The organism is Telluria sp. GW821-FHT07G12, from assembly GCF_059418525.1.
The window spans coordinates 24,502-48,768 of record NZ_JBWKQA010000006.1; the positions used below are offsets into that span (position 1 = coordinate 24,502).

The following is a 24,267-nucleotide window of genomic DNA, read 5'->3' on the forward strand; positions in this document are numbered from 1 at the left end:
CCCCTGGTCATCGACTGCCACGGCCATTACACGACCGCGCCGAAAGCGCTGGAGGAATGGCGCAATCAGCAGGTCGCCAACCTGAAGTTGCCTTCACTCGGCCCGCGCGTGTCCGACCTGCGCATCAGCGACGATGAATTACGCGAATCGATAGAGAACAACCAGCTGCGCCTGATGAAGGAACGCGGCTCGGACCTGACCGTCTTCTCGCCGCGTGCCAGCTTCATGGCCCACCACATTGGCAACTACGAGACCAGCGCCACCTGGGCCGCGATCTGCAATGAGCTGTGCTACCGCGTGTCCCAGCTGTTCCCGGATAACTTCATCGGCGCGGCCATGCTGCCGCAATCGCCCGGCGTCGCCCCCAAGACCTGCATTCCAGAGCTGGAGCGCTGCATCAGGGAATACGGCATGGTCGGCATCAACCTGAACCCGGACCCGTCCGGCGGCCACTGGAACTCGCTGCCGCTGTTCGATCGTTCCTGGTACCCGATCTACGAAAAGATGGTCGAGTACGACATCCCGGCCATGATTCACGTCTCGACCAGCTGCAATCCCTGCTTCCACACGACCGGCTCGCACTACCTGAACGCGGACACCACCGCCTTCATGCAGTGCCTGACCAGCGATCTTTTCAAGGACTTCCCGACCCTGAAGTTCCTGATCCCGCACGGCGGCGGCGCGGTGCCCTACCACTGGGGACGCTTCCGCGGTCTGGCCCAGGAGATGAAGAAGCCGCTGCTGCAGGAGCACCTGCTGAATAATATTTTCTTCGACACCTGCGTCTATCACCAGCCGGGCATCGACCTGCTTACCAAGGTAATCCCGGTGAAGAACGTGCTGTTCGCGTCCGAGATGATCGGCGCCGTTCGCGGCATCGATCCGGAAACCGGCCACTACTACGACGACACCAAACGCTACATCCAGGCCGCCGCGCTGAGCGATGAAGACCGCTTCCAGATTTTCGAGGGCAATGCGCGCAAGGTCTATCCCCGCCTGGACGCCGTCCTCAAACAAAAAGGATTCTAGGATGACTACACCTCTCATGAACCAGCTCGGCATCGTCAAGCGCAACATCGAACGCGCCAACCGCGGCGCCGTAGAGCGACTGGCCGGCTTCGGCAGCGCCACCGTGCACGAAGCCATGGGTCGCGTCGGCCTGATGAAACCTTACATGCGCCCGATCTGGCCGGGCGTCCAGGTCGGCGGCAGCGCCGTCACCGTGCTGCTGCACCCGGGCGACAACTGGATGCTGCACGTTGCGGCCGAGCAGATCCAGCCAGGCGATATCGTCGTCGCCGCCCTCACCGCCGATTGCACCGACGGCTTCTTCGGCGACCTGCTGGCGACCAGCTTCATGGCGCGCGGCGCCAGGGCCTTGATTATCGACGCCGGCGTGCGCGACGTGCGCGTGCTGAAGGAGATGGGCTTCCCGGTATGGTCGAAGGCGATCAGCTCGAAGGGCACGATCAAGGCGACCCTCGGCTCGGTCAACGTTCCAGTGATCTGCGCCGGCGCCTTCGTCAATCCGGGCGATGCGGTGGTGGCGGATGACGATGGCGTAGTGGTGGTACCGGCCGGAGATGCGGCGCGCGTGGCCGACGCCGCGCAGAAGCGCGAAGACATGGAAGGCGAGAAGCGCGCCAGGCTGGCCTCGGGCGTGCTGGGGCTGGACATGTACGACATGCGTGAGCCGCTGGCAAAGGCCGGGCTCAAATACATCGACTGAAACTCAGCGACTGAAACTCAGCGACTGAAGCTCAGCGACTGAAGCTCATGCTGAGCCGCCCCTCACGGTCCAGCTGGTAACGGTCGAAATCCCGTGCCAGGAATAGCTGTCCGCCATACACCTCGCGCGCCTCGTTCTCGATGTCCCTGATCGACGGCGAGCCCTCCCCTTCCTGGTAGCGCGGGCTGAAATGTGTCAGCACCAGGTTGGGCACCCCGGCCGCCGCCGCGCTTGACGCCGTCATGCGCGCGGAGCTGTGCTGGGGACCTGGTCCGACCTTCTTCAATACCTCTTCCGTGTAGGTGGCCTCGTGGATCAGCACCTCGGCGTCGCGCGCCTCCTCGATCAGCAGGCATGGCGTGTCGTTGTCGCCGCCGACGATCACCTTCCTAGGCTTGCGGCCCGGCAGCAGCCAGTCCTGCGGCTGCAGCACGCGGCCGTCGTCCAGCACCACCTCGTGGCCGTGCTGCAGCGTGCCCCAGGCTTCGCCGCGCGCCACGCCGCCCGCCTCCAGCTTGGCCGTATCGAGCTTGCGTTCCACCTGCCGCTCCGTGAAGCTGTAGGCCCAGGAGGGCATGCGGTGCGACAGCGCGGTCGCCCGCACGATCAGGTCCGGCAGCGGTGCGGCGCCCTCCAGCTCCCTCACGTCGACGAACTCGATGGGGAACGGCAAACCCAGTTCGGTGGTCGCCATCACGCCCTCGAGAAAAGGCCGCAGCGGCGCCGGGCCCACCAGGATCAACGGCGCCGTGCGGTTCAGCATGCCGGCGCTGGCCAGCAGGCCGGGCAAGCCGTAGCAGTGGTCGCCGTGCATGTGGGTGATGAAGATGGCCGCCAGCTCGTGCAGCGACCAGGGCGTGCGCAGGATGCGGTGCTGGGTGCCCTCGCCGCAGTCGACCAGCGACCAGTGGCGCGCCGCGCGCGAGGCGCCCAGCGAGCGCAGCGCCAGCGCGGTCACGTTGCGGGACTTGCTTGGGGTGCCAGATGAGGTGCCGAGGAACTGGAACTCCATGTTGTTTTTCTCCTGCGCGTAGGTCTTGTCGGCATTATCCCGCATGCGCGGGGATCTCCCCGGTTTCGTTTCATGCCGCCCCAATCCGGTTTCGCGGCATCCAGGTACGGCTTCGTCGCATCCCGTCTTGCCGCCGGCGCCGCGGCTGGGCACAATGCCCGAATGACAAGCCTCATCGATACCATGCCGCCGCGCCCGGCCATGCCGCAGCGCCTGCAGCGCTTCCTCCGGGACCTGCGCCTGGCCGCCTTCTACAGCGCGCTGACCGGGGTCCTGATCACGCTGGTGGAAGGCCGGCCGCAGATCCTGGCCAGCCAGATGATCTACTCGACCTGCATCGGCACCATCGCCACGATCGTCGTCGACGGCGCCCGCCTGGCCTTCTGGAACGACCCTTCGCGCCGGCCCCACAGCTGGCCGCCCTTCATCGCCCTGATCGTGGCGACCGCGCCGGTGGCGCACTACTGCGGCATCGTGCTCGGCGCCATGCTGCAGGGCGAGACATGGCCCAGCCTGGCCAGCTACCCGAACCCGCGCCAGGTCAGCATGATCCTGTTCTCGATGCTGTGCATTGCCGCGTTCTCGCTGGTGATCGTCAGCCGCGAGCGCCTCGAGCGCATCAAACTGGAGCGCAGCGACGCCATCGTCCGCGCCGCGGCCGTCGAGCGCCAGGCCCTGCAGGCCCAGCTGCGCCTGCTGCAGGCCCAGATCGAGCCGCACATGCTGTTCAACACCCTGGCCAACCTGCAGGGCCTGATCGCCATCGACCCGCAGCAGGCCAGCCGCATGCTCGACCAGCTGATCCAGTACCTGCGCGCCACCCTGAGCGTCTCGCGCATGGAAACCACCACGCTGGACCAGGAATTCGCCGCGCTCGAGGCCTACCTCGGCCTGATGATGGTGCGCATGGGCTCACGCCTGGCCTACCGCTGCCACCTGCCGGACGCCTTGCGCTCCGCGCGCCTGCCAACCATGCTGCTGCAGCCGCTCGTCGAGAACGCCGTCGTCCACGGGCTCGAGCCGAAGATCGACGGCGGCAGCGTGACGATCGAGGCCGTGCAGCGCGCCGGCCAGCTGGAAATCACCGTATGCGACACCGGGCTGGGCCTGGACCGGGCCGCGCCGCACGAGGGCGGCGGCATCGGCCTGGCCACCACCCGCGAGCGCTTGCAGGTGCTGTACGGCGATCGCGCCGGCGTCGAACTGCTGCCCTCCCCGCCGCAAGGCACCCTGGCCCGGCTTTCCCTACCCCTGGAGTTCGCATGAACACTGCCTGCCCCGTCCGCGCCCTGATCGCCGAGGACGAGCCCATCCTCGCCGCCATCCTCGCCCAGTCGCTGCAGCGGCTGTGGCCCGGACTCGAGATCGTCGCCACCGCGCCGAACGGCCTGGCCGCCGTCGAGCAGGCGCTGGCGCTGCATCCCGACGTCCTCTTCCTCGACATCAAGATGCCCGGCCAGACCGGGCTGGAAGCGGCCGAGGAACTGGCCGAGCGCTGGGACGGCGCCCGGCCCTTCCCGGAAGTGGTGTTCGTCACCGCCTACGACGACTACGCGCTGAAGGCCTTCGAGCAGGCCGCCGCCGACTACGTGCTGAAGCCGGTGAGCGACGAACGGCTGCGCCGCACCGTGGAGCGTCTGCGCGCCCGCCTCGATGCGCGCCAGGATGGCGGCGGACTGGCCCAGCTGGTCGAGCAGATGCGCGTCCTGCTGCCGCAGGCGCAAGCGCCGGAACGCCTGAGCACGATCCGCGCGGCGGTCGGCAACGTGGTGCGCCTGATCCCTGTGCAGGACGTGGTCTACTTCCAGGCGCTGGACAAGTACGTCAACGTCGCCACCGCCGACAGCGAGGCGCTGATCCGGCTGCCGCTCAAGGAGCTGATGGCGCAGCTGGACCCGGGCCAGTTCTGCCAGGTCAGCCGCAGCAGCATCGTCAACATGAAGCAGGTGGCCAGCGCCAGCCGCGATGAGACCGGCAAGCTGAGCCTGGCGCTGCACGGGCGATCGGACCGGCTGAAGGTCAGTCCGCTGTTCGCGCATTTGTTCAAGCAGATGTGAGGCCGCGCGATGCTGGAATCCGATTTACAGCAGTGCGGTTTATGCTGCCTGTCGACGTCAGCCTGCTATGCTTTGCTAAACGGCTGGGTATGACCACAAGCAGCCCCTTGCAAAAACAACACGGACTCCAGCCCATGAATAGTGAATTCATCACATCTGTTCCCCACCTTCAAACTGAGCGCCTCACGCTTCGTGAATATCGACGGGAAGACTTCGACGCATTCGCAACGCATCTGGCCGACCCAGTCAGCGCGGCCCACCTGGTCCAGGCCGACCGCCATGCTGCATGGCGAATCTTCTGTTCGCAAGCGGGACTCTGGCTCATACATGGCGCCGGCTGGTGGGCTGTCGAGGAAAACGAGACCGGTCGCCTCGTCGGGACCGTGGGCGCGTTCTTTCGCGAGGAATCTACCGTGATGGAGCTTGGCTGGAACACTTATCGCACCTTTTGGGGCCAAGGATTCGCGAACGAAGCGGCGGCGGCAGTCTTGCACCATGCGTTCGCCATCCGAGGCGAACCAAAAGTTCGAGCGCTCATCACTTCAGCCAATGAATCGTCGCTGCGCGTTGCCGCGCGCCTTGGCCTGAGGTATGAAACGGACACCGAGATATACGGCAAAGCGGTCGGCATGTATACGCGGCAGCGGGCAGGCTCGGTCGCTTAGGCTTGCAGGACTGCGCGGGAAGCGGTTCCTGACGGGCTACGCCTCTAGCGGACGGGCGGGTGTGTCGGAATCTAGACAACAAGGCATAAATACTTTCTACAAAGAGTATTATTTTTGCTATCATCGCGCGCTTAACCCGTCATACTTCCGGTCGCGCCATGAAGCTGCTCGTCAAAATCAATCTGGGCCTGGTTGCCGTGTTCGGCGTCGGCTTTGTCGCCACCGGTTTCTTTACCCGCCAGGTCCTGCAAAAGAACGCCGAAGAAGAAGTCATCGGCAGCGCGCGCCTGATGATGGAATCGGCGATGGCCGCGCGCAGCTACACCACCGGCGAGATCAAGCCCCTGCTGACGCCGCAGCTGCTGAAGACCTTCCTGCCGCAGACCGTGCCGTCCTACGCGGCGACCCAGAGCTTCGCGGCCCTGCACAAGTCGAATCCCGACTACTCGTACAAGGAAGCGACGCTGAACCCGACCAATCCGCGCGACCGCGTGGTCGACTGGGAAGCGGACGTGGTGCAGCGCCTGCGCGACCATCCGGATACCAAGGAATTCATCGGCCAGCGCAACAGCGAATCCGGCCCCTCGCTCTACCTGGCGCACCCGATCCGCATCAACGACGCCCAGTGCCTGAGCTGCCACAGCACCCCGGCCGCGGCGCCCGCCAGCATGGTCGCCCTGTACGGCGCGAACAACGGCTTTGGCTGGAAGCTGGGCGAAGTGATCGGCAGCCAGATCGTCTCGGTGCCGCTGGACGTGGCGATGCGCAAGGCCGACCGCACGGTCAACATGATCATGACCGGCTTCGCCCTGTCCTTCGCCGCCCTGCTGCTGTTCGTGAACGCGGTGATGTACTGGCTGGTGCTGCGGCCCATGCACCGCATCGCCCGCATCGCGGATGCCGTCAGCGAAGGCCGCGCCGACGTCGAGCCCTTCCCGAAAGGCGGCAGCGACGAACTGGCGGTGCTCAGTACCGCCTTCACGCGCATGCGCCGCAGTATGGAAAAAGCCCTCGCGCTTCTGGACTGAACTTCTGCTGGATTGAACCATGGCCTACGACGTCTTCCTCAGCCACTCCCATGTCGACAAGAGCCACGCCGACGCGATCTGCCACTGTCTGGAACGCGCCGGCGTGCGCTGCTGGGTGGCGCCGCGCGACATCCGGCCCAGCGAAGACTGGGCTGAAGCCATCATCAACGGCATGGACCAGTGCCGCATCCTGCTGCTGATCTTCTCGTCCAGCTCGAACAACTCGCCGCAGGTGCGGCGCGAAGTCGAGCGCGCGGTGAACAAGGGCCTGACCATCCTGCCCTTCCGCATCGAAGCGGTGGCGCCGTCCAAGAGCCTGGAGTATTTCATCAGCACCCAGCACTGGCTGGATGCCTTCGGCCGCGACCTCGACGCCAGCCTGGCCGAGCTCCAGCAGTCCGTCACCGCCGTGCTGGGCGCGCGCGCCGCGCAGGACCTGGCGCCGGCGCCGGCGCCGTCCGCGCCCATCGTGGTGCCGGCCGCGCCAGCCGCCACCCACATAGCCGCGCCTTCACTGCAGCCGGCCGAGCAGGAACCGGTGGCCCTCGAACTGGCCCGCATCCTCGGCCCGATCGCGCGCCAGCTGGTCAAGCGCGCGGCCGTGCCCGGCCGCAGCCGCCAGGACGTGATCGCCGCGGTGGCGCTGGAGATCGACGACGCGGTGGAGCGCAAACACTTCCTGAGCCGCTGCGGCGCCCAGGCCAATTAAGCACCTCGAGCACGATCCATTCATGTCCCAGTCCGAGATCCGCTGCCGCAGCGCCGGCCGCATCCGCAATTTCTTCCGTAAACGCGTGCTGCTGGCCGGCTGGGAGGCGCACGACCTGCCGGCGGCGCCGTCCCAGGACAGCAGCCAGGCCCTGCTCGGCCGCCTGATCGGGCCGGCCCTGCTGCAGCGCGTGACCTCCGCTTTGATTGACTCCGATACGCTGGCGCAGCGCATCGGCGGCTGCGCGCGCGATGCCTACACGGTGCTGTACGGCTGCGCGGCGCTGGCGGTGCTGCTGGCGGCATGGGGCGTGGCTTCCACCTCGGAGACGGTGCGCCTGCTGGTGTCGGTGGGCGAGCTGCTGACGCTGATCGTGCTGTTCATCACCTTCCGCAACGCGCACCGCATCAACTGGCACGAGCACTGGCTGGGCCTGCGCTTCCACGCGGAGTTCCTGCGCTGCCTGCCGGTACTGGTGGCGCTGGACCAGGAACGCGCGCCGGTGTGGCTGCACGGCCGCGCGGACCAGGAGCTCGACGCCGAGGACGCGGCCCTGCCGCCGCACCTGGCCGCCCTCTCCAGCCACCATCACGCAAGCGTGGATGCGCGCGCCGCCGCGCACGAGCACGAACGGCACCAGGTCCGCGCGGCCCTGCTGGCGCAGCTGGAACGCGTCTGCCGCGACGACGAATGGACCTACACCACGACCGCGCTGGAGTATGCGCGCCAGCTCGCGCGCCAGCAGCTGCGCTACCACTGCCGCCGCGCGCAGGAGGAACAGGCGATCGTCCACCGCGTCCACGCGGTGTCGCAGGGCGGCTTCGCGGTCACGATCGCGGCGGTGATGGCCCACCTGATCTGGCACGCGCCGGCGCTGACCATGATCTCGACCGGCGTGCCGGCCTTTGCCGCCTCGCTGCAGGGCTTCACGGCGCAGGAAGAATCGGAGCGCCTGACCGCGTCCTACGGCTCGATGGCGCACCGCCTGGACGCCTGGCTGAACCTGCCGATGGCGCCCGATGCCGGCATCGCCGAGGTGCAGGAACACCTGGCCAACCTGGTCGAACTGCTGATGTCCGAAGTCCATGACTGGCACCGCCTGTTCGGCGAAAAAGGCATGTACCACCTGGGCTGATGATGGCGGCCACTTCTCCCCTCGTGCTCGCGGTCAGCGGGCATCGCGCGCTGCATGCGGACGATGTCGCGCGGCTGCGCGTGCAGCTGTCTGCGGCGCTGGAGGAGATCGCGCAGATGGCGCCGCTGGACTGCCTGTCCGCGCTGGCGGCCGGCGCCGACCAGCTGTTTGCGGAACAGGCGCTGGACCTGCAGGCGCGGCTGGGCGCGCATCGCGTGCGCTTGCTGGTGCCGCTGCCGATGCCGGAGGCGGCCTATCTCGCGAGCCAGGAGGAGCCGGGGTCCACGGCTTTCCGCGACAGCTATCTGGCCTTGCGGGCCCGCGCGGAGGACGTGTTCGAGGTGCCTGCGGATGGCGGTGCGCTGGAGGGCGCCGCGCCCTACGTGCGGCTGGGCGACTATCTGGCGGCCCATGCCAAGCTGCTGGTGGCGCTATGGGATGGCGACACCGGCGCCGAGCGCCAGCCCGGCGGCACCTTCGACGTGGTGATGCGCACCTTGGCCAGCCCGGGACGGGCCGTACTGCACCTGCCGGCGCGGCGTGCCGGCGGCACCGGCGCGATGGAGAATACGCTGCCCGCCTTGCTGACGATGGATGGCGCGGGCGGCTTGCAGCGCGATCCGGCGCCCTGCGCCCTGCGCGACTACCTGCAGCGGCGTCCCGCCTAGCTGCAGCCAGGCCGGCTGTCAGCCGATGGCGCGCGATTCGAAATGCGCCTCGAGCATCGTATGAATCTGTTCGAAGTTCGGCGGCTTGACCAGATGCCGGTCGAAGCCGGCCGCTATCACGGCGGCGCGCGTGGCCATATCATTCCAGCCGGTCAAGGCCAGCAAGAAGACATCTTCGAGCAAGGGCGTCTGCCTGAGCACCTTTGCGACTTCATAGCCGTCCATCACGGGCATGCCCAGGTCGAGGAAGATGACCTCCGGGAGGAAGGTCTTCGCCAAGGCGAGGCCCTTGCTGCCGCTGTTGGCAACTTCAACGGTAAAGCCCAGTGCCGTCAGCAAGGCCTGCATCATGAATGCGGCATCGACATTGTCGTCGATGAGCAGTACGCGCTTGGGGGAGTCGATCGTGTAGGAGTTCATAGGATCAAGCGACACCGTGGGTGTCATGAGGAGACAGCTTAATCCTGCGAAGTCTGGGCAGGCGAAGGGTGGAACGGGCTTTGTTTCAAGCAAGGATCCAGACTAGCACAGAAAAGACTTGATCATGGGAAATAAAAAAAGGCGCGGGCGTACCTGTGGTGTTGCGGCCTTTTAAATTCGGCAATTGTTATTGCTTTTTCACATGGATCTTCTGCTAGAATCTCAAAAGTGCAATAAATTTATCGAAATCATCGATTTGCACGTCTCCCAGTTCGACCGGATGCCCGTCGAGCTGTCGTCGGCCCAAAACCTGCCGGCAGCCCACCCATCTTTTGTCACTTACCGGAGCGTGCGCATGCGCATCAAGCCTATTCTGCTGTCCTTTTCCGCCATCGCGGCCCTTGGCGCCAGCTTTGCCAATGCGGTGCCGCTGATCGCCAACGGCAGTTTCGAACTCACCACCAACGGCAGCAACAAGCAGCTGTCCTCCAGCCCGATCGGGGCCGACAACCGCAGCACCTTGAGCGGCTGGACCAGCAGCAACGGCAACGACGGCGGCTACAACTTCGTGCTGGATACCGGCATCATCACGACCAGCGCATCCGCGATCGGGCTGAAGGCCTATGCGGCGTCGGCCGAACATGGCCAGGTATTCGCCTCGGATGCCCTGTACTACCCGGGCGTGCTGTCGCAGACCGTCAACGGCCTGACGCCGGGCGCGAGCTACCTGCTCAGCTTCGATTACGCGATGGGCCAGCAGGCCGGCTTCAACGGCAAGAACCTCGACAATTACTGGCAGGTCGGTTTCGGCGGCGCCACCCTGAAGTCGGGCAAGCTGACGCTCGAAAATGGCGGCTTCACCGGCTGGCAGACGGCCACCATGCAGTTCACCGCGACGGGCGCCAGCCAGGTGCTGTCCTTCCTTGCCGTCGGCAGTTCGCCGGGCGCGCCGCCCTTCATGCTGCTGGATAACGTATCGATGGAGAGCGCGGTGCCGGAACCGTCGACCCTCAGCCTGCTGCTGGGCGGCGCCATGCTGGCGGGCCTGCTGGCGCGCCGCCGCCGTTCGAAAGCCTGAGCGGCCGCGCGCCGCCGCTAGCCGACCATGAGCGCTTCCTTGCACGAGGCCGCCGTCCTTGCCCTGCGCCTGTGCGCCTGGCTGGCGCTGCTGAGCGCCATCTTCGTCCCGCTCGAGCACTGGTTCGGCATGCGCCACGAAGGAGCCGCGCGGGGCGAACTGCGCCGCAACCTCGCGTATTACTTCCTCAGCAGCCTGGCGCCGGGCATTCTGCTGGCTGCGCCGACGGCCCTGCTGGCGATGGCGGGGCGGCACCTGATGCCGGACGCCGCGCTCGCGGCGATCCAGTCGCTGCCGATGGCGGTGCGCATGGCGCTTGCCTTCGTGCTTGCCGAAACCGGCTTCTACTGGGGCCACCGGCTCAGCCACGAGCTGCCGTGGCTGTGGCGCTTCCATTCGCTGCACCATAGCAGCGAGCACATGCAGTTCCTGGCCAACACCCGCACGCATCCGGTCGACATGGTCGTCACGCGCCTGTTCGGTCTGGTCCCGCTCTACGTGCTGGGCCTGGCCGGCCCGACCGCCGCCGGCAGCAGCGCGCCCGCCCTGCTCCTGGTGCTGGGCACCTTCTGGGGCTTCTTCATCCATGCCAACCTGCGCTGGCGCCTGGGCCCGCTGGAATGGCTGCTGACCACGCCGGCCTTCCATCACTGGCATCACAGCCGCCATGAGCACATCGACCGCAACTACGCGTCGACCCTGCCCTTCCTGGACCGGCTGTTCGGCACGCATTACCTGCCGCGCCACTGGCCGGCCCGCTACGGTACCGACACGCCGCATGCGGACTCGCTTGCGGGCCAGTTGCTGGACCCGCTGATCGCGCCCGGAAGGCAGGCGCGGCCAGGGGCCTAGTTGAAGCGCCCGGTCTTGCCGCCGATGCTGTAGCGGCCCGCGCCCAGCAAGGCCACCGCCAGCGCCCCGGCCAGGTACATGCCCTGCAGCTCCAGCGCCCAGCCGCCCTGCTCGTTCAGGGTGAAGAACTGCTTGGTGTGCACCAGCAGCAGCGCCACGACCATGTTGATCGCCACCACCAGCGCGGCGGCGCGCGTGTACAGACCCACCAGGATCAGCAGCGGCGCAACCACTTCGCCGATGTACACCAGGTAGCCCAGCGCACCCGGCAGGCCGGCCTTTTCCAGCATGCCGGTGATGAAGCCGATGCCGCCCATGAGTTTCGACACGCCGTGGAACAGCAGCAGGATGGCGAGGACGGCGCGCAGCAGCAGTTTGCCCTGGTCGTCGGTCTGGTATTGCGTCGCTTGCGTGGTCTGAGTGGTTTGCATGGTCTTCCCTTTCAATGAAAAGCGTAGGCATCCATGGCAAGCACGCCATGTTCGAAACTCGAATGCAGTTGCGTCGCTGTCGCGTCCGGGCCGGCCGCACCCAGCGCCACGAACAGCGGCAGCAGGTGCTCGTCGCTCGGGTGGTTCTGCACGGCGAAGGGTGCGGCCTGGCGGTAATCCAGCAGCGCGGCGCGGTCGCCGCTTTCCAGGCGCGCCTTCATCCATGCTTCGAAGCCGCTCACCCACGCCGGCACCGGCGCATCGACGCCCTGGCCGCGGAACTCGTACAGATTATGCGTCAGCGAGCCCGATGCGAGCACCAGCACGCCTTCTTCGCGCAAGGCGGCGAGCGCCCTCCCCATGCTTTCGTGTGCAGCCGCGCCGGCGCCGCGCACCACCGACAGCTGCGCGACCGGGATATCGGCATCAGGATACATCAGGCGCAGCGGAACCCAGGCGCCGTGGTCGAGTCCGCGCTGCGTGCTGCGGCCGGCGGGAATCCCCGCGGCTTCGAGCAGTGCGGCGGCGCGTTCGGCGGCTTGCGGGGCGCCCGGCGCCGGATAGCGCATCTCGAACAGCGCGCGCGGAAAACCGCCGAAGTCGTGGATGGTGTCGGGCTGCTGCGCCAGGCTCACGGCCGGGCCGCCGGCGGTTTCCCAGTGCGCGGAGACGACGACGATCGCCTTGGGCCGCGGCAGGGTGTTGCCGAGTTCCTGCAGAAAGCGGCGCGCGGGACTGTCCTGCAGCGCCAGCATGGGCGAGCCGTGCGAAACGAATAGAGTGGGAAGCCGAGCCATGGTGCTGCCTCCTTGAGTGGACATGCTCCCATCTTAGGCTCTGCGCCTCCCGAGATAAACAAGGCGCAACTGGTCAAACTGTTCCGAAAAGAGGAACAATCAGCTTAGTCGACCCAGGGCGGCGCCGCAAACGCCTCGACCAGGAAATCGACCAGCACCCGCACCTTGGGCGACAAGAACTTCCGCGATGGATAGACCGCATAGATGCCGAGCGCGATCGAGCGGTAGCCGGGCATGATCTCCCTCAGCGTCCCCTGCGCCAGGTCGGCGCCGACCATGAAGCTGGGCTGCAGGATGATGCCCTGGTCCTGCAGCGCGGCGGCGCGGCAGGTGTCGCCGCTGTTGGTGCGCATCCGCGGCGCCACCTTCACCGTGACCTCGCCTTCCGGGCCGGAGAAGGTCCAGTTTTCGCCGCTGGCGAACAGGCTGTAGGAGATCACGTCGTGGGCCGGAAGTTCGTCCGGGTGCGCCGGCTCGCCGCGCGCTTGCAGGTAGGCGGGCGAAGCGCACAGCACCAGGCGCGTGGAAGCCAGCTTGCGGCTGATGAGGGAGGACGCCGGCAACTGGCCGATGCGCACTGCCAGGTCGTAGCCTTCCTCGACCAGGTCGGCCACGCGGTCGGACAGGGTGACGTCGAGCGCCAGCTTGGGGTGGCGCGCCATCAGCGCCGGCCACAGCGGCGCCAGGTGCATCAGGCCGAAGGTAACCGGGACGTTGGCCTTCAACAGCCCGCTGGCCTCGCCGCTGCGCGAGGTGACTTCGGCCTCGGCTTCGTCGAGGTTGTCCAGCAGCTCGCGGCAGCGTGCATGAAAAATCTCGCCTTCCGTGGTCGGCGACAGCTTGCGCGTGGTCCGGTGCAGCAGGCGCAGGCCCAGCCTTTCCTCCAGCTCGGCCACATAGCGCGAGACCGCCGCCTTCGACATGTCCAGCGCGCGGGCGGCGCCGGTGAAGCTGCCGGCGTCGACCACGGCGGCGAAGACCTTCATTTCCTGGAATTTGTCCATCGTCGCGGGAATTGGAACAATAAAACCAATTCTACGACGATCGTCCCGGACCGGGGATCAACGCCCGATGAACGCCTGGATCAGCCGGTTGAATGCCGCCGGGTGCGTGACGTTCATCCCATGCGAGGCGCCCGCGAGCGATGCTTTTTCCGCCTGGGCCATCCACTCGGCCAGCTTGTCCACGTTGGTGCGGTACATGCGCGGGCTTTTCTCGCCGGCGATCAGCAGGGTCCTGCATTGCACCTCGGCGGCTGCGGCGCGCGTGTAGGCCGGCAAAGGATCGCGGAACTGCTTCGGCAGCGTGGCCGCGTTATCGATCGCCATCGTGCGGAACGACGCCGGGCTTTTGCGCCAGATGCCCGGCATGCTGACCGAGTCGACGAACATCTCCAGCCCCGCCTCGACCGTCCCGGTTTCGATCAGATCGGCGACGTTTGCACGCAGCGCCAGCGTCGCCGGCGGCAGCGAGGCTTCCGGCGTGCCGTCGATCTGCAGCGCCCCGCCCGGGTCGGCCAGCGTCAGCGTCTTCACCAGCGCCGGATACGCGCGCGCCAGCTGGAAGGCGACGCAGCCGCCGCGCGAGTGGCCCACCAGGTGCACCGGCCCGAGGCCCATCATGGCGATGAATTCGGCCAGTTCCTCGACATGGGTCTTCCAGCTGAACGCAGCCTGCACGCCGGCATCGGCGGCCGGCCAGTAGTGGCTCAGGCTGACCGACACGCAGTGGAAGCCTTGCGCAAGCACGCGGGCCTGGCCGTCCCAGTAGCGGTAGTCGCACAGCGAGCCGTGGACGAACAATACCGGCTCGCCGGCGCCGCTGGCCATGTAGGGCAGGCGCACGCCGGTGCACAGCGTGGCGAAGTCCAGCTGGGGCGATGCGAGAAGTGACGGGTCGATGCGTGCGTTCATGTTGGCCTCCTTTCCAATACTATGCACCACGTGCTAACCTAAGAAAACCGCATAATACTGATCATAACCATCAGATTTTCTGATACTGATGAAAGCACTCGACCTGGACGTCCTGACGATGATCGTGGCTGTCGCCGACACCGGCAACATCAGCCGCGCGGCGGAAGTCGTCCACCGTTCGCAGTCGGCGGTGAGCATGCAGATCAAGACGCTCGAGACTGCGCTCGGCAAGCCGCTGTTCGTGCGCGGCCCGCGCAGCGTCGTGCCGACGCAGGACGGCGAGATCATGCTGACCTACGCCCGCCGCATGCTGGCCTTGCGCGACGAAGCCTGGGCCGCGGTGGTGCGGCCCGACGTGACGGGCCGCGTGGTCATCGGCGTGCCCGACGACTATGCCTCCTCCCTGCTGCCCTCCATCCTCAAGAAATTCTCCGCGACCTACCCCAAGGTCGAGATCCAGGTGGTCGGACTGCCCAGCGTGGCGCTGGCGCCCATGGTCAAGGACGGATCGGTGGACCTGGTCTGCGCGACGCGCGTAAAGGGCTTGTCCGGGCAGTTCGTGCGCTTCGAGCCGATGGTCTGGGTGGCGAATCCCGCCGCGCCCGACATCTGGCGCGAGCGGCCGCTGCCGATTGCCGTTTTCCTGCCCGGCAGCGTGGCGCGCGAGAACGCCATCCGCAGCCTCGAGCGCGCCAGGATCCCTTACCGCACTTCCTACGAGAGCCCGAGCCTGATGGGGCTATTGAGCATGGTCGAAGCCGGACTGGCGGTGGCGCCGCTGGCGCGCTGCGCCGCCCCTGCCCATATGAGCCTGCTCGGCCAGGCGCAGGGGCTGCCGGAAATCGATGCGCTCGAAGTGATCCTGGCGAGGAGCAGCAAGTCGAAACGGCCGCCTTGCGACTTCCTCGCCGAGAAGATCATGACGGAGTTGCGGCGCTGATTCGGAACCGATGCCGGATGACCCGACAGTGACACCCACCTCCTCCGTCCTCGGCGGCTTCACGCCGGCCGGCAAGCTGCGCGCCGCCATTAACCTCGGCAACCCGGTTCGAACCGGAGTTTCTCCCGAAGGTCGATCATCTCTTTTGAAGACACTTACGCTGCGTGTAGCGGCAGTTGCAGGAGCTGAGCATGCCAGAGAGCGAGCACCACATCCATCTGGCTGTTATGGCGCTTACCACTCGCATCTTCAGCGTAGCGCCGATTATCGACTGACTTGCTATAGTCACCCGGCGCCACACCTCTTATGAGACCGGCCTCTGCCAACCCAAGAAACGCGGATTTCGGACACCCTTTGACTTCCGCTGCTGGCTTTCCCTCGAATACTTCAGCTGCCCTGGTCGCCCAAGCTTTAGTGGGATGCGCACCCTCTGCCGCAAGTTGAGCCGCCTCGACAGCAACGCGAGCGTACCCTGTCAGGGATCTTTGCTCATACATAATTACCTCGTTACGTTCGACGAAATGTGCAAGGTCGAGACACAACTGTCCAACCTGAAACCAGTATGCTGCGCCTATTCAAAAAAAAACCGCCGGCTCTGTGAGCACAGCGAATTTTTTCTCCCGTGAACACTCATGGATCCGTGCCATGGCGGAGAAGCCGGCTTCGTCGACATGCCGCGGAAAACAAAAAAGCGACCCGCAGGTCGCTTTTTCGTTTGAATCTCTGGCGGAGACGGTGTCCGCCTCCGCCATATCTTTTGGCGTCTACCATCGTCTACTTTAAGCGCTTTCTCATAGGAGAAATGCTCATCATTTAGTCTACCGAAGTCTACTGTAATCTATTACAATCTACGTCATTAACGGGGGTAGATTCGGGGGTAGAGAATGGCGAGAACAGTTGAGAGACTCACAGCGGCAGCAGTCAGCAGGGTCAAGACGCCGGGGTATTACCCGGACGGCGCCGGCCTGTATCTGCAGGTGTCGAGCTCGCTTACGAAAAGCTGGATCTTTCGGTACTCACGAGGCGGGAAAGAAAAGCAGATGGGGCTCGGCGCCCTTCACACCGTGAGCTTAGCAGAAGCGCGGGAGGCCGCGCGAGGATGTCGCTCGGTCCTGCAGGCCGGCGGCGACCCGTTGGAGCGGCGGAAGGCCCAGCAACTCGCCGAGACGCTGGAGCGGGCCAAGGCGATCACGTTCGACGACTGCGCGTCGTCATATATCGCCGCCCACCGGGACAGCTGGAAGAACGCGAAGCACGCGGCGCAGTGGAAGAGCACGATGGCGACATATGCCAGTCCGATCATCGGCGCGCTGCCTGTGGCCTCGATCGACACCTCGCTGATGGTGAGGGTCCTGGAACCGATCTGGACGACCAAGACCGAGACGGCCACCCGGGTACGCAGCCGCATAGAAAATATCCTCGACTGGGCGACTGTCAGCAAATTCCGCGTGGGAGAAAATCCGGCACGTTGGAAGGGTCACTTGGAGAACCTACTTGCCGATCCAAGTAAGGTGGCGCGCGTTGAGCACCATGCCGCACTACCCTGGCATGAAATCGGTGACTTCATGGTCGACCTGCGCCAGCGTGATGGGATCGCGGCGCGCGCCGTCGAGTTCGGGATTCTCACTGCCGCCAGGTCCGGCGAAATCCGCGGGGCCAAGTGGAACGAGATCGACCTCGACACCGCAGTGTGGACGGTGCCGGCGGAACGAATGAAGGCCGGGCGTGAGCACCGTGTCCCGCTATCGAGCGCTGCGCTGGAGTTGCTCAAGAAGATGCCGCGCCTGGGCGACCACATATTCCCGGGGCAGCGCGGCGACGCGCCGCTATCGGATATGAGCTTGACGGCCGTACTGCGGCGGATGGATCGAGCAGACATTACCGTTCACGGCTTCCGGTCGACCTTCCGCGACTGGTGCGCCGAGTCGGTCGGCAACTCATTCCCGCGCGAGGTTTGCGAGCACGCGCTTGCCCACCAGCTCCCCGACAAGGTAGAAGCCGCCTATCGTCGCGGCGACCTCATCGAGAAGCGGAAGGTTCTGATGCAGATGTGGGCCGACTACTGCAGTAAGCCGCCGGTCAGCGCCAGCGTTGTGACTCTCCGGCTTGAAACTGGAGGTTAGGTGCCTTCAGCAGTGACGGTAGGCGGGCGGCGCCATTCAATTTGCGTCGCGCGCTCTACAAGCTGCGCACAATACTCAGGCGCAAAGTTCTGCTTACACTCGAAAAAGAACGTGTCAACCTGCTTCTCGGCTAAGCCTGCGATAGTCTTGGCCTGGATCTCGGGGAGAAGATTTCCATTGTTTGTGGCGCAGGCGTGGAGCTCTCGATACCCAACAATATGGCAAGCGCGCATGGCGTCCACAAAAAACGTTGCAGTTATGGACGCGGACATGCCAGCTTGCATCTCGTCCGCTTGTTTCTTCTGCTCGGGCGACTGCTGCGCTTTACCGCACGCCGCGATACATGCGCCGATGAGCAATGCGTAAAGCATCGATCTCATACACATCCAGTTTAAATTATCAAAACCTCAATAATGTTTCAGTGGAGAGTTCTCGTCAATCCCCGACCATACTGCAGGCCAGTAAGGTGAAAATTTGTGAGAATCACAATTTCACGGTGAGCTATACTTCGGCGTGCGACCCGGCACGCCTAGATGCCGCCCTGCCCTGGATGGATCATGAAAAAGCTCGCCCTCCTCTTCGTCGCTCTATGCGCTACTGCGCCGGCTTTCGCTGGCCCATGCGTCGCGCTCGAGTACCAGGAAATGAAGGACATGTCGGCTGACGAACTCACGAGGGCGTTTTGTGCAGCCGGCGAGGCGCGGCGAGCAAATATGGACGAAGTTGTGAGCAATCTGGGTTCCGGCGGTGGTAAGCCATTTCCGACGGCCAGCGACAACTTCGACCAGTGCACTGGTCAGATCGCGCGAATCGAGCGGGTGCTGGCCACCAAGGGAATCACGAAGGATGCTTTGAAAACTGCGTGCTCGCGGCAAGCGGCCGGCCAGACTATCACGGCGCCGGCCGAAGCCAAGTAGCCCGCCGGCGCTCAAGGGCGCTGCCTTACTCGAATGCCGGCTGCTCAACCCGGATTGAAGCAGACCAGTTGAAAGACGCAGGGTCCGCCAGGTCGAAACCCAGATCCCTGGCCAGCTGGCGTGCGGCAATGACGCCTTCGATCATGATGTCGTAGGCTTTTGCCGCGGCGGTTTTATCCAGCTGCCGGATCACTGCTTCGAAATGCTCCCACCAAGCGCGCAGCAACTGCATGAAGTTGCAAAGATCCGCCAATTGCCCCAATTGTGATGCCGTAATGTTGACCTGATGTTGACCTTGCGTTGTGACAGAGGTATCGTCCATATCGGATTGTCTTTCTGATGACTGAGTCATCGTAAGTAGGTTGACGATTCAAAGCCCCGGATGCCGTGAGAAGTGTCCCGGGGCTTTTTCGTTGCTGTCTCCAGCTACAAACAGAATAGCAATGTTGGCGTCACTCTCGCAAGGATAGGGATTGGTTACAGCGTTTTCGCGAATTAAAATTCCGCCGACATTTCGCGGTCGCGAAATACTACATTTCGCAGCTTTTGTTGCAATCCTATAAACGGATATATACCGAGAAATCCACGTTATGCAAGTTTTCTTTACAACGTATAAGGATTTCTTTGTTCACAGCATTCCAAATACAAATGGAATTTGTATTTGATCTGTCGCGTTATTGAAACGTTTATTTAATGACTTGACTTCTGCGCAAGCTCAAGCGGCCGTTTCGCGATACTGAGTGAAGCGGTCGGCGGTTATCAGATCAGATCAGCGCCGCCTCTGCCTCCCGGCGCAGCACAAGGCCGCGCAGCACCCGCCCTCCCCCACGGTTCCACTTCCGAATCTCCGCTGGCACCTCATCCCAGCGGTCGGCGTTCACGCGCCGGCGCAGCGTGCTCGCCGCCAGGTTGCCGGCGCCCAGGTTGAAGGCGAAGTCGATCAGCGCGGCCAAGCGCTCCGGCGTGTCGACCCGCGGGCACAGCCTCAGCACCGCGGGCAGATAGACCGTCTTCACCATCCACAGCAGCAGCTGTTCCGCGCGCTCGCGCGAGATCGTCGGATCCTTCAACGTCACACGCGTGCCGTCCTCGTAGTATGTGGCGCCGTACCCGATCGACGGAATGCCGGCCGGGCACAGGTACGGCAGCAGGAACAGGCCCTCGAAGCGCCGGGCCAGCGCGGCCGCCACCTGGACGGCCAGCGCCTCGAACTCGGCCCGGGTCATCACTTGCCCCGCTTCAGCAGAGCGCGGTCAGCGACGAAGATGCCCAGCGCCGCTCCCACCAGCGCCCAGCCCTGTTCGTCCAGTGTCCAGTTGTGGCGGTAGAGGTGCAGCATCCACAGCAGCATGCATTCGGTGGCCAGCATCGGGCGGATGATGCCGTTCCAGATATCGACCACGGCGAAGCCGGTGAGCTTGCCGGTCAGCTCGACGGCCTGGCCGAACACGCCGGCATCGATGCGCGCCAGGTCGGCTTCACCCTGCACGCGAATCGTCTGCACGCCCAGGTCGGCCTGCACCTTGATGGCCTCCATGTTGCGGCCATGCGCGGCGCTGTCCAGTTCGCCCTGCAGGCGCATCCGCTCGATCTCGAACGAATGGTCTTGGCGCGCGGTCATCCAGGACGAGATCTCGCCCCACATCATCCGGAAGACCGAGCCACCGAAGAAGGAAATGAGGGCCGAGATCATGGCTGGTCCTTTCCCGGCACATCGGCCGGCAGGCTGAACTTTGCGTTTGCCAGCGATTCCAGCTTGAACAGCGCGCGGCTGCCCATGTGGGCCATGATGCCGACCAGCGCGTACTTCATCGGCACCGGCAGGCCCATGGCGTCGCACAGGTTCGCCACCAGCACGCCGGTGAAGCCGGCGATGACCAGCTCGCCGACCAGCTCGGTGAAGTTCCAGGCCCGCGCGTGGCCGTCCTTCATCTTGCGAACGAAGGAGGCAACGCCGCCCCAGAGGGACAGGCCAATCAGTAGGATCCAGCTGAGTACAGCGTCGATGTCGAAGCTGCCGGGAGTTGGGGATTGGTTCATTTGGCCCTTTCAGAGGAGGCTGCGGTCGTAAAAAAACCGGCCTGAGCCGGTTGGTTGGGTGGGTATTGCGGCGGGCGCCGCGTTCGGATGATGGGCCCCTTGGCGTAGTCCGCCATGTGCAGATCGATCGGCCGAGCCCGCTTCATCTCTGCAGGGTCAAAGAGCCGGATCCCGCCAGCCAGGACGATGGCGAAGGAAAGGTCGGAGCACCACCAGCAGCTATCGTCGCTCCAGTCCTCGGAATACGTGAACGGGATGCCGACGGCGCCGAGCCAGTCGTAGCGCTTCCCCACCTGGGCTTCGGCGAACACCTGCGCGGCGTCGACGTCGGGAACCCAGACGCACATGTCGCGGTAGACTGCCACGCCCTCCATCAGCTGCTCGACGGTTCCCGCGCGGCAGCCGTGCGTCATCGACGCCTCGTAAGCGCGCTCGCCGATGATGGTGATGGCGTGGCTAAACTGGCGCGAACCCGCGGCGATCCCGATCACGAGACTGCCAGGGTTATACGGCCAGCGGCTGGTAAGGCGGACGATAACGAAGCCGCCGCTCATGACAGCTCCAGAGCAATCTTCTGCAGCTCGGCGATGTCTTGCTGCGTCAGTTTCGATGCCGCGTCGTCGAGCGGATATGCCGGCGTAGTGGGTGGGATGAACGTGACGCCCTCCTCTTCAACCACCACGGCCATGTATTTCTTGAGCAGTTCGCGGTAGTCGACCATCACAGCCCCTCCGGCCGTTCGTTGGCCTGGACCTCGGCATCGAGGATCTCCAGGGCCCGGCCGGTCTCGATGACGCCGGCAGTCTCCAGCAGCTGGACGCCCGCGCGCGTGTCAGGGCGATCCAGGTCGATGAAGCTGGCGGCCGCCACGTCGGCCATGTTGGCGCGCAGCCGCGCCGATTGCTTGCGCGCGTCGAGCGCCGCGTTGGGGTTGTCGGCGGCGGCCAGCTCGATCATCACCTTCTCGTCGTCGGTGAAGCGGTTGCGGAAGGCCAGGCAGGTGATGCGGCGCGCCTGGGGAAGGACGACATTGCTGCGCCCTTCAATTTCGGCGATCTCGTCGGGCGTGGCGTCGCGGATCACGCCATCGTCCATCACCTGGATTACAGCCGGCAGCGCCGGATCTTGGCCGACATCGTCAGCCGTGGCTTGGTCGTTCATATCGCTCCTTTAGCTATTCTTGATGCCGTAGACACGGACAATGCCGGTGGTGAATGACCCGCCGCCGGTTGTCAGTCGGAACCCGCTTAGCACGCCCGTCGGGGTGTAGCAGGTTGTGTAGTTGACCGAGGCTGTTACCGGGGTAATTGAACTGTTGTAGGTCATGGTCTCCGAGTGGATCAACCTCGAGTACGAAGTACCATCCAACGCGTTCAATATTTCTGTGGTGCCGGTGTGCTTCGTACCGTTGTTTGATACGAGGTGCTGTATCGTGTTGGTCGAAGACGATCCCGAGCCAGACGCCCCGAAGTTGTAAGACGCTCCGCTATCAACGACGCCACCCTTCGCGAGCTGCATGGACACGATGCCGTTGGAAGACGATGTGAGCCCTTCCACCTCGACAACGTATTTGTCGTAAGCCGACGTCATGACGTTCAAGAAATCAATCTGCGATACCGTGCTTGTGATGTTTGCAGAGCTCAGTAGGACTAGCCCGTTGTTGGCTGCCGGTCCGGTGTCGCCCTTGTCGCCGGTGCGCTGGAAGAACAGCATAACGGCGTCGCCATCCGCGAAAGGGGTAGCACTGGACTGGTCGAGGGGCGCGACGTTTGCCCACCCGTACAGACCACCGGCTTGCGGAACGTATCCGGTGACGTTAAAGCGCGCCCACTTGGACGGATCTCCAACTTTTTGAAGACGGAGAGTGCCCCGTACGGTGCTCGATGAAGAATTGAAATCCCCCAGCGCAGCGGCAACCAATGTGCCCGTACTGTCCTTCGTGTCAAAGAATATTTGGGTGACGGTCTGCGCATTTGCGCCGGTGCTGAATGCGGCGCGCCCCCCAGCTGGAAGTCCGATGGGGGCGGTCACTGCCGAGTAAACATACGGAATCGCATACGCTCCTCCAGCTGCGATGGAGTTCATGTTGGCGATCGCGACCTTCAACTGCGTCACCATCTTCTTCAGTGCCAGCACCATCGCAGCAGCTTTGAAGCTGAAGGTCTTGGGCGGGTCTAGCACCGGATCAGGTGCGTCTGGCAGGTCATCAATGATCATGCGAGTCCTTTAAATTCAATGTGCGCGGTCTTTTCGCCCCCAGCGCTGACGGGGACGTTCCACTGGCCGAGGAAGCCGTAGGCATAGGTCATGGAGTAGTCTTCGGCGCCGATAACCATGATCTCGACGTCGGTGTATTCCTTGGCAAGGAGACGGTAGGCAGCCGATTCAAACCCTTTGCGAATGTAGACTTCGAAGTTCAGCACCTTCGAGTTGTCCCGCTTCACCATGGTGACGTTTCCGAAGATGTCCGTATTCGACGTCGAGTAGCTCAGGATGCCGCCGGAAAAGCCCCAGTCGGTCTCGCCAATGGTCCGGGCCTGGCCCATGACGTAACAGCCGATCGCAGCGTCTGCACCCGGGTTGCTCACCGAGATCGACAGCGCCGAACCCGCATACGGTGGGATGCCGTCAAAGATCACGTCGCCTTCGCGGATCGGCTCAGTGTAGAAAAAGTCGTACCAGCTGAGCGGGTCGTGGCTTACCAAGCTCTTCGTCTGGAGATAGCCGCTGTCGGTCTGGGCAACGGTAACGCTCGCACCCTCAACGTTCAAGATGCCAAGCGTGTTCACCAGTTCGCCAGGCTGTACCAGGACAGTGACTTCGTTCGGCGCCTTGGTCTGGCTGTTCACCACCTTGTCGAACATCAGCCGGCGATTCACCACTTGCTTCAGCGGGATCCACGACGCCGTGTCGGTGAGTGCATGCCCGACGTTGCCGGCTATGGCCGACTGGTAGGTCAGGAAAGTGGCCGGGTCGTAGACCACCACCCCCTGAGCAAACGTCGCTGCGCTGCTGTAGGGCGGCTCGTTGATGGGCACATTCGAACCTACCAGGCCGGCGCCAGCAGCAATGACGTCGGCGGCGCGTGCCGCGGTTCCATCACCACTGCTTACGATATAGCTGCTCGGCTTAGAGCCTCGCTCAAGCTGCGGTCCCCAAATCAGATACTTCTGACCGGCGCGTCCCACGAGGCCAACTCCAATACTCCCGGTATTGGCGAGCACGCCCGGCTTCAGCGCGAAGGACAGGCGCCGCCAGGTCGTGTCCACTGCCTGGAACGCACCATTCGAGGTGCTGATGGCGAGATTGCTAATCGCAAGACTGATATCCGAGACCCCACTTTCGACTCGGACCCAAAACGAATAAACCCAGTCGAGGGATGCATTAGGTGCGCCGCTACTGAATCCCTGAGCCATCCACGCGAAATTGCTAGTTGTGGCATTCGGGGTAAAGGCCAAGGCGGTATTGCTACCATCCGGGGCAGTACCCGCGTTCGCCGCATAGAGTCCTGCACTCAGATCCCATGCCGGGTGCGTGAGTTGGTCCGTCCGTCGGAGCCAGTTCGTCCCGGCAGACTCCAACACCGCATACGGCGCCGCACTCAAATCACTCTGGTCATACGTCCAGCGCAGGGTATTCGCCGGCGCTGTTTGCAGCACCCCGTTCCTGTCAACATAGGTCCCGGGCGACGCGCGCGAAAAGGCTACGTCGCCGGAGACCGCTACCGGCCGGACCAATCGAAAATCTGCTGAT

At 64.4% G+C, this 24,267-nt stretch carries 31 protein-coding genes; 14 read left to right on the forward strand and 17 right to left on the reverse strand.

All coding sequences use genetic code 11. The features are described from left to right. Positions 1 to 3: 3 nt before the first annotated feature. Positions 4 to 1,029: an amidohydrolase family protein gene (locus AC07PE_RS20910; RefSeq protein WP_498768577.1), complete on the forward strand. Its 1,026-nt coding sequence runs from the start codon at positions 4 to 6 to the stop codon at positions 1,027 to 1,029. A 16-nt stretch (positions 1,030 to 1,045) separates the two neighbouring features. Continuing rightward, on the forward strand, positions 1,046 to 1,729 hold the full coding sequence (gene ligK / locus AC07PE_RS20915; protein WP_498768579.1) for a 4-carboxy-4-hydroxy-2-oxoadipate aldolase/oxaloacetate decarboxylase: 684 nt from the start codon (positions 1,046 to 1,048) through the stop codon (positions 1,727 to 1,729). 31 nt (positions 1,730 to 1,760) lie between these two features. On the opposite strand, the gene AC07PE_RS20920 is transcribed toward ligK, so the two are convergent. Further along, complete coding sequence (locus AC07PE_RS20920) at positions 1,761 to 2,786, reverse strand: ribonuclease Z (RefSeq protein WP_498768046.1); 1,026 nt, start codon at positions 2,784 to 2,786, stop codon at positions 1,761 to 1,763. Between the two features lie 117 nt (positions 2,787 to 2,903). Here AC07PE_RS20920 and AC07PE_RS20925 point away from each other — a divergent pair, with 117 nt between their 5' ends. The 7 genes from AC07PE_RS20925 (at position 2,904) to AC07PE_RS20955 (ending at position 9,003) form a co-directional block, all read left to right on the forward strand. After that, entirely contained in the window at positions 2,904 to 4,007 is a 1,104-nt protein-coding gene (locus AC07PE_RS20925; RefSeq protein WP_498768048.1) for a sensor histidine kinase, read from the forward strand. Then, positions 4,004 to 4,798, forward strand: coding sequence for a LytR/AlgR family response regulator transcription factor (locus AC07PE_RS20930; RefSeq protein ID WP_498768050.1), 795 nt, complete (start codon positions 4,004 to 4,006; stop codon positions 4,796 to 4,798). Before AC07PE_RS20925 ends, AC07PE_RS20930 begins: the two co-directional genes overlap by 4 nt. A gap of 134 nt (positions 4,799 to 4,932) precedes the next feature. After that, positions 4,933 to 5,463 carry a GNAT family N-acetyltransferase gene (locus AC07PE_RS20935; protein ID WP_498768052.1) on the forward strand — a complete coding sequence of 177 codons (531 nt, stop codon included), beginning with the start codon at positions 4,933 to 4,935 and terminating at the stop codon, positions 5,461 to 5,463. A gap of 158 nt (positions 5,464 to 5,621) precedes the next feature. Continuing rightward, positions 5,622 to 6,491, forward strand: coding sequence for a Tll0287-like domain-containing protein (locus AC07PE_RS20940; RefSeq protein WP_498768054.1), 870 nt, complete (start codon positions 5,622 to 5,624; stop codon positions 6,489 to 6,491). Between the two features lie 19 nt (positions 6,492 to 6,510). Continuing rightward, complete coding sequence (locus tag AC07PE_RS20945) at positions 6,511 to 7,200, forward strand: toll/interleukin-1 receptor domain-containing protein (RefSeq protein WP_498768056.1); 690 nt, start codon at positions 6,511 to 6,513, stop codon at positions 7,198 to 7,200. Positions 7,201 to 7,222: 22 nt separating this feature from the next. After that, the gene (locus AC07PE_RS20950; protein WP_498768058.1) at positions 7,223 to 8,335 is read left to right on the forward strand and encodes a hypothetical protein; all 1,113 of its coding nucleotides are present in this window, start codon (positions 7,223 to 7,225) and stop codon (positions 8,333 to 8,335) included. Next, complete coding sequence (locus AC07PE_RS20955; RefSeq protein ID WP_498768060.1) at positions 8,335 to 9,003, forward strand: hypothetical protein; 669 nt, start codon at positions 8,335 to 8,337, stop codon at positions 9,001 to 9,003. Before AC07PE_RS20950 ends, AC07PE_RS20955 begins: the two co-directional genes overlap by 1 nt. Positions 9,004 to 9,021: 18 nt before the next feature. On the opposite strand, the gene AC07PE_RS20960 is transcribed toward AC07PE_RS20955, so the two are convergent. Continuing rightward, entirely contained in the window at positions 9,022 to 9,423 is a 402-nt protein-coding gene (locus tag AC07PE_RS20960; protein ID WP_498768062.1) for a response regulator, read from the reverse strand. 355 nt (positions 9,424 to 9,778) lie between these two features. On the opposite strand from AC07PE_RS20960, the gene AC07PE_RS20965 reads away from it, so the two are divergent. Both AC07PE_RS20965 and AC07PE_RS20970 read left to right on the forward strand, forming a co-directional pair. Further along, a complete protein-coding gene (locus tag AC07PE_RS20965) occupies positions 9,779 to 10,501 on the forward strand; it encodes a PEP-CTERM sorting domain-containing protein (protein ID WP_498768064.1) in 723 nt (240 codons plus the stop codon). Between the two features lie 27 nt (positions 10,502 to 10,528). Beyond that, positions 10,529 to 11,353, forward strand: coding sequence for a sterol desaturase family protein (locus tag AC07PE_RS20970; protein WP_498768066.1), 825 nt, complete (start codon positions 10,529 to 10,531; stop codon positions 11,351 to 11,353). On the opposite strand, the gene AC07PE_RS20975 is transcribed toward AC07PE_RS20970, so the two are convergent. The 4 genes from AC07PE_RS20975 to AC07PE_RS20990 form a co-directional block, all read right to left on the reverse strand. Continuing rightward, a complete protein-coding gene (locus AC07PE_RS20975) occupies positions 11,350 to 11,784 on the reverse strand; it encodes a DoxX family protein (RefSeq protein ID WP_498768068.1) in 435 nt (144 codons plus the stop codon). The two genes, AC07PE_RS20970 and AC07PE_RS20975, sit on opposite strands and share 4 nt — an antisense overlap. Positions 11,785 to 11,795: 11 nt before the next feature. Continuing rightward, positions 11,796 to 12,581, reverse strand: coding sequence for a dioxygenase family protein (locus AC07PE_RS20980; protein WP_498768071.1), 786 nt, complete (start codon positions 12,579 to 12,581; stop codon positions 11,796 to 11,798). 104 nt (positions 12,582 to 12,685) lie between these two features. Further along, the gene (locus AC07PE_RS20985; RefSeq protein WP_498768073.1) at positions 12,686 to 13,585 is read right to left on the reverse strand and encodes a LysR family transcriptional regulator; all 900 of its coding nucleotides are present in this window, start codon (positions 13,583 to 13,585) and stop codon (positions 12,686 to 12,688) included. 57 nt (positions 13,586 to 13,642) lie between these two features. After that, entirely contained in the window at positions 13,643 to 14,494 is an 852-nt protein-coding gene (locus AC07PE_RS20990; protein ID WP_498768075.1) for an alpha/beta fold hydrolase, read from the reverse strand. A gap of 88 nt (positions 14,495 to 14,582) precedes the next feature. Here AC07PE_RS20990 and AC07PE_RS20995 point away from each other — a divergent pair, with 88 nt between their 5' ends. Continuing rightward, entirely contained in the window at positions 14,583 to 15,434 is an 852-nt protein-coding gene (locus AC07PE_RS20995; RefSeq protein WP_498768077.1) for a LysR substrate-binding domain-containing protein, read from the forward strand. 155 nt (positions 15,435 to 15,589) lie between these two features. On the opposite strand, the gene AC07PE_RS21000 is transcribed toward AC07PE_RS20995, so the two are convergent. Beyond that, a complete protein-coding gene (locus AC07PE_RS21000; protein WP_498768581.1) occupies positions 15,590 to 15,931 on the reverse strand; it encodes a DUF6979 family protein in 342 nt (113 codons plus the stop codon). Positions 15,932 to 16,318: 387 nt separating this feature from the next. Here AC07PE_RS21000 and AC07PE_RS21005 point away from each other — a divergent pair, with 387 nt between their 5' ends. Next, positions 16,319 to 17,557: a tyrosine-type recombinase/integrase gene (locus tag AC07PE_RS21005; protein ID WP_498768079.1), complete on the forward strand. Its 1,239-nt coding sequence runs from the start codon at positions 16,319 to 16,321 to the stop codon at positions 17,555 to 17,557. Here AC07PE_RS21005 and AC07PE_RS21010 read toward each other — a convergent pair. Continuing rightward, on the reverse strand, positions 17,554 to 17,928 hold the full coding sequence (locus AC07PE_RS21010; RefSeq protein ID WP_498768081.1) for a hypothetical protein: 375 nt from the start codon (positions 17,926 to 17,928) through the stop codon (positions 17,554 to 17,556). The genes AC07PE_RS21005 and AC07PE_RS21010 overlap by 4 nt on opposite strands. A 186-nt stretch (positions 17,929 to 18,114) precedes the next feature. Here AC07PE_RS21010 and AC07PE_RS21015 point away from each other — a divergent pair, with 186 nt between their 5' ends. Then, positions 18,115 to 18,474, forward strand: coding sequence for a hypothetical protein (locus tag AC07PE_RS21015; RefSeq protein ID WP_498768083.1), 360 nt, complete (start codon positions 18,115 to 18,117; stop codon positions 18,472 to 18,474). Between the two features lie 25 nt (positions 18,475 to 18,499). On the opposite strand, the gene AC07PE_RS21020 is transcribed toward AC07PE_RS21015, so the two are convergent. From AC07PE_RS21020 to AC07PE_RS21060, 9 genes are all read right to left on the reverse strand, one after another. Further along, entirely contained in the window at positions 18,500 to 18,796 is a 297-nt protein-coding gene (locus AC07PE_RS21020; RefSeq protein ID WP_498768085.1) for a hypothetical protein, read from the reverse strand. Positions 18,797 to 19,238: 442 nt separating this feature from the next. Next, a complete protein-coding gene (locus AC07PE_RS21025; RefSeq protein WP_498768087.1) occupies positions 19,239 to 19,700 on the reverse strand; it encodes a lysozyme in 462 nt (153 codons plus the stop codon). Beyond that, positions 19,700 to 20,167 carry a hypothetical protein gene (locus AC07PE_RS21030; RefSeq protein WP_498768089.1) on the reverse strand — a complete coding sequence of 156 codons (468 nt, stop codon included), beginning with the start codon at positions 20,165 to 20,167 and terminating at the stop codon, positions 19,700 to 19,702. Before AC07PE_RS21030 ends, AC07PE_RS21025 begins: the two co-directional genes overlap by 1 nt. Continuing rightward, a complete protein-coding gene (locus tag AC07PE_RS21035) occupies positions 20,164 to 20,514 on the reverse strand; it encodes a phage holin family protein (RefSeq protein WP_498768091.1) in 351 nt (116 codons plus the stop codon). The genes AC07PE_RS21030 and AC07PE_RS21035 overlap by 4 nt, the downstream gene beginning before the upstream one ends. Continuing rightward, positions 20,511 to 21,068: a hypothetical protein gene (locus AC07PE_RS21040; protein WP_498768093.1), complete on the reverse strand. Its 558-nt coding sequence runs from the start codon at positions 21,066 to 21,068 to the stop codon at positions 20,511 to 20,513. Before AC07PE_RS21040 ends, AC07PE_RS21035 begins: the two co-directional genes overlap by 4 nt. Then, the gene (locus AC07PE_RS21045; protein ID WP_498768095.1) at positions 21,065 to 21,235 is read right to left on the reverse strand and encodes a hypothetical protein; all 171 of its coding nucleotides are present in this window, start codon (positions 21,233 to 21,235) and stop codon (positions 21,065 to 21,067) included. The genes AC07PE_RS21040 and AC07PE_RS21045 overlap by 4 nt, the downstream gene beginning before the upstream one ends. Beyond that, positions 21,235 to 21,675 (reverse strand): hypothetical protein, encoded by a 441-nt coding sequence (locus AC07PE_RS21050; protein WP_498768097.1) that lies wholly within the window; start codon positions 21,673 to 21,675, stop codon positions 21,235 to 21,237. Before AC07PE_RS21050 ends, AC07PE_RS21045 begins: the two co-directional genes overlap by 1 nt. 9 nt (positions 21,676 to 21,684) lie before the next feature. After that, the gene (locus AC07PE_RS21055) at positions 21,685 to 22,731 is read right to left on the reverse strand and encodes a hypothetical protein (RefSeq protein WP_498768099.1); all 1,047 of its coding nucleotides are present in this window, start codon (positions 22,729 to 22,731) and stop codon (positions 21,685 to 21,687) included. Beyond that, positions 22,728 to 24,173, reverse strand: a complete 1,446-nt coding sequence (locus AC07PE_RS21060) for a phage head spike fiber domain-containing protein (protein WP_498768101.1) — start codon at positions 24,171 to 24,173, stop codon at positions 22,728 to 22,730. Before AC07PE_RS21060 ends, AC07PE_RS21055 begins: the two co-directional genes overlap by 4 nt. Between the last annotated feature and the right edge of the window lie 94 nt (positions 24,174 to 24,267).